Source organism: Ureaplasma sp. ES3154-GEN, assembly GCF_025780075.1.
GTDB lineage: Bacteria > Bacillota_I > Bacilli_A > Mycoplasmatales > Mycoplasmoidaceae > Ureaplasma.
In genome coordinates this window covers 1-4,961 of the sequence record NZ_JAOXHM010000008.1, presented here as the reverse complement: position 1 = coordinate 4,961, position 4,961 = coordinate 1, and the positions used below count along the sequence as shown (strand labels likewise).

Sequence of the window (4,961 nt, the reverse complement as noted above, 5' to 3'; positions counted from 1 at the left end):
AAGCACAGCAAAATGATCTTTGAAAACTAAATAGAATCCGTCAATTTTTAAGAGTTTGATCCTGGCTCAGGATTAACGCTGGCGGCATGCCTAATACATGCAAATCGAACGAGGTTAGTTTACTAACCTAGTGGTGAACGGGTGAGTAACAAGTATCCAATCTGCCCTTAAGATGGGAATAACTGACCGAAAGGTTAGCTAATGCCCAATAATAACATTCTTATCGCATGAGAAAATGTAGAAAGTCGCTTCAAAGCGACGCTTTTGGATGAGGGTGCTCCGTATCAGATAGTTGGTAGGGTAAAAGCCTACCAAGTCAATGACGCGTAGCTGTACTGAGAGGTAGAACAGCCACAATGGGACTGAGACACGGCCCATACTCCTACGGGAGGCAGCAGTAGGGAATTTTTCACAATGGGCGCAAGCCTTATGAAGCAATGCCGCGTGAACGACGAAGGTCTTATAGATTGTAAAGTTCTTTTATTTGGGAAGAAACGTTATGATAGGAAATGATCATAACTTGACTGTACCTTTTGAATAAGTATCGGCTAACTATGTGCCAGCAGCCGCGGTAATACATAGGATGCAAGCGTTATCCGGATTTACTGGGCGTAAAACGAGCGCAGGCGGATCTGCAAGTTTGGTATTAAATCTATGTGCTCAACGCATAGCTGTATCAAAAACTGCAAATCTAGAGTGTAGTAGAGAGTTGGGGAACTCCATGTGGAGCGGTAAAATGCGTAGATATATGGAAGAACACCGGCGGCGAAGGCGCCAACTTAGACTAGCACTGACGCTTAGGCTCGAAAGTGTGGGGATCAAATAGGATTAGATACCCTAGTAGTCCACACTGTAAACGATCATCATTAAATGTCGGCACGAACGTGTCGGTGTTGTAGCTAACGCATTAAATGATGTGCCTGGGTAGTACATTCGCAAGAATGAAACTCAAACGGAATTGACGGGGACCCGCACAAGTGGTGGAGCATGTTGCTTAATTTGACAATACACGTAAAACCTTACCTAGGTTTGACATCGATTGCAAAGCTATAGAAATATAGTAGAGGTTAACAATCTGACAGGTGGTGCATGGTTGTCGTCAGCTCGTGTCGTGAGATGTTGGGTTAAGTCCCGCAACGAGCGCAACCCCTTTCGTTAGTTATTTTTTTAACGATACTGCTACTGCAAAGTAGAGGAAGGTGGGGATGACGTCAAATCATCATGCCCCTTATATCTAGGGCTGCAAACGTGCTACAATGGTTGAGACAAACTGCCGCAAAACCGTAAGGTCGAGCAAATCAGACAAAATCAATCTCAGTTCGGATAGAGGGCTGCAATTCGCCCTCTTGAAGTTGGAATCACTAGTAATCGCGAATCAGACATGTCGCGGTGAATACGTTCTCGGGTCTTGTACACACCGCCCGTCAAACTATGGGAGCTGATAATATCTGAAACCGTACTGTTAACCGCAAGGAGGCATACGTCTAGGGTAGGATTGGTGACTGGAGTTAAGTCGTAACAAGGTATCCCTACGAGAACGTGGGGATGGATCACCTCCTTTCTTCGGAGTAATTTTTATAATTACACAATCAAGTGTACGAAATCACAAACAAAATCCATGATGATTAGCCGCTTATATTTTTAACAAATCGTTATGGTCGGATTCTATTTAGTTTTGAGAGATTATGTCTCTCCATATATTTATTTTTTAAATATATGAGATCGATCTTTGAAAACTGAATTATTATCAACAATCTTTCTAATAGTTAGATATGTAAAAATATCTAATGAATAGAATTATATTAATTTAATTAATATAGTTAACAATCATATTAAAGATACAACTTTAAGGATTTACAATAAGTTATTAAGAGCTTATGGTGAATGCCTTGGGACAAACAGGCGATGAAGGACGTGCAAATCTGCGATAAGCAACGGGAAGCTGATAAGAAGCTGTGATCCGTTGATTTCCGAATGAGTAAACTCAATATAAGTAATTTTATATTATTACATTATGAATTCATAGTAATGTAAGGCAATACCTCGTGAAGTGAAACATCTCAGTAGCGAGAGGAAAAGAAAACGAATGTGATTCCGGTAGTAGCGGCGAGCGAATCCGGAACAGGCCAAACCGAATCTTGATTCGGGGTTGTAGGACTGCAATCTGGACTAATTGTCGATAGTGGAACGAGTTGGGAAGCTTGATCATAGAGGGTGATAATCCCGTACACGAAATCAACAATTTACCTAGCAGTATCCTGAGTAGGGCGGGACACGTGAAATCCTGTCTGAATCTACCCAGACCATTGGGTAAGCCTAAATACTAGTTTGTCACCGATAGCGCATAGTACCGTGAGGGAACGGTGAAAAGAACCCAGAGATGGGAGTGAAATAGAACCTGAAACCATAAGCTTACAAGGTGTTAGAGCACATTTATGTGTGATAGCGTGCCTTTTGAAGTATGAGCCAGCGAGTTATTGTTGCATGCGAGGTTAAATCGTAGAGATGGAGCCGTAGGGAAACCGAGTCTTAATAGGGCATATAGTATGTAGCAATAGACGCGAAACGGGGTGATCTATCCATGGGCAGGTTGAAAGTGAAGTAACATTCACTGGAGGACCGAACCCACTTTCGTTGAAACGACAGGGGATGACCTGTGGATAGCAGTGAAATTCCAATCGAACTCCGTGATAGCTCGTTCTCGTCGAAATATTTTTAGGAATAGCGTTGGATTATTGCAATTATGGGGGTAAAGCACTGAATCTATGATGGCGCCACCTCGGTGTACTGAATAGAATCAAACTCTGAATACCATAATTGCTATTCCAGCAGTCAGACAGTGGGGGATAAGCTTCATTGTCGCGAGGGAAACAGCCCAGACCAATATCTAAGGTCCCTAATATATGCTAAGTGGAAAACGATGTTGAATTTCTCAAACAGCAAGGATGTTGGCTTAGAAGCAGCCATCGTTTAAAGAGTGCGTAACAGCTCACTTGTTTAGAGATTCTGCGCGGAAGATGTAACGGGGCTAAGCATATAACCGAAGATTTGGGTTACCATTTATGGTAGCGGTAGACGAGTGTTGTATAAAGGACGAAGCTAGAGTGTGAACACTAGTGGACATTATACAAGTAAGAATGCTGGCGTGAGTAACGAATGAGAGTGAGAATCTCTCAAACCGATTGACTAAGGTTTCCTGGGCAAGGGTCGTCCTCCCAGGGTAAGTCGGATCCTAAGGCGAGGCCAAATGGCGTAGTCGATGGAAAGCAGGTTAATATTCCTGCACCTACGTATTGAGTGATGGAGTGACGGAGAAGGTTAATATGTGCCGGTTATCGGATTCCGGTTTAAATAACAAGACTGGTGAGTAGGCAAATCCGCTCACCATAAGGTTAAGTTATGAATACGATCGAACCCTTCGGGCAGTAGAGAAGACATATACATCATGCTTCCAAGAAAAGCTTCTAGCGTTAATCAATAAGTAGTCCGTACCGAGAACGAACACACGTGGTCAAGGATCAATATCCTAAGGTTAGCGAGTTAACTACAGTTAAGGAACTCTGCAAATTAGCCCCGTAAGTTAGCGAAAAGGGGTGCTGGAGAAAAACCAGCCGCAGTGAATAGCGAGGGGGGACTGTTTAACAAAAACACAGCTCTATGCTAAGTCGCAAGACGATGTATATGGGGTGACACCTGCCCAATGCTGTAAGGTTAAAGAAGAATGTTAGCAGCAATGCGAAGCTTTTGACTGAAGCCCCAGTGAATGGCGGCCGTAACTATAACGGTCCTAAGGTAGCGAAATTCCTTGTCGGGTAAATTCCGTCCCGCTTGAATGGTGTAACCATCTCTTGACTGTCTCAACTGTAGACTCGGTGAAATCCTGGTGAGGGTGAAGACGCCCTCTTGGCGTGATTGGACGGAAAGACCCCATGAAGCTTTACTGTAGCTTAATATTGGGATATTTTATTGCTTGTAGAGCATAGGTAGGAGACTTTGAGATATACTCGCTAGGGTATATGGAGTCGTCGTTGGAATACTACCCTTGCAATAAGATCTCCCTAACTTGCGACCATTATCTGGTCGGAGGACATTGTTAGGTGGGCAGTTTGACTGGGGCGGTCGCCTCCCAAAAGGTAACGGAGGCGCGCAACGGTACCCTCAGCACGGTTGGAAATCGTGTTTAGAGTGTAATGGTATAAGGGTGCTTGACTGCGAGACATACATGTCGAGCAGGTAGGAAACTAGGTCATAGTGATCCGGTGGCTGTGTATGGAAACGCCATCGCTCAACGGATAAAAGCTACTCTGGGGATAACAGGCTGATAGTGCCCAAGAGTTCATATCGACGGCACTGTTTGGCACCTCGATGTCGACTCATCTCATCCTGGAGCTGGAGCAGGTTCCAAGGGTTCGGCTGTTCGCCGATTAAAGAGATACGTGAGTTGGGTTCAAACCGTCGTGAGACAGGTTGGTCCCTATCTGTCATGCCCGTTAGAAGATTGAGAAGAGCTGTTCCTAGTACGAGAGGACCGGAATGGACACACCACTTGTGATCCTGTTGTAGCGCCAGCTGCACTGCAGGGTAGCAACGTGTGGAATAGAGAAACGCTGAAAGCATCTAAGTGTGAAACTAACTTCAAGATTAATCTTCTCTTCCTTAAATGGAATAAGAATCGTTAAAGACTATAACGTTGATAGGTCAGATGTGTACGCACGGTGACGTGTTTAGCTAACTGATACTAATTATTCGAAGACTTATTGAAATTCTCTGATTAATAAACAACTTGTTGATAAAATTTAGTTTTCAAGCATCGATCTGGTGTGGTGAAGATATCAAAGTGGAAATACCTGTTCCCATCCCGAACACAGAAGTCAAGCACTTTCGAGCCGAAGATAGTTTAAAACAAAATAGGAAATCGCCACGCAAATTAAATTAAAGAACTGAGTAATCAGTTCTTTTTT

General features: G+C 43.6%; 3 rRNA genes. All 3 read left to right on the top strand.

From position 1 onward, the window contains the following. The first annotated feature begins 43 nt into the window (after positions 1–43). The 3 genes from OF377_RS03255 to rrf all read left to right on the top strand — a co-directional run bounded on the left by OF377_RS03255 (position 44) and on the right by rrf (position 4,924). Positions 44–1,561: ribosomal RNA gene (locus OF377_RS03255) — 16S ribosomal RNA — on the top strand. A gap of 296 nt (positions 1,562–1,857) precedes the next feature. Next, a 23S ribosomal RNA gene (locus OF377_RS03250) occupies positions 1,858–4,762 on the top strand. Positions 4,763–4,819: 57 nt separating this feature from the next. Continuing rightward, positions 4,820–4,924: ribosomal RNA gene (rrf, locus tag OF377_RS03245) — 5S ribosomal RNA — on the top strand. The 16S, 23S and 5S rRNA genes sit together here, the layout of an rRNA operon. Positions 4,925–4,961 lie beyond the last annotated feature (37 nt).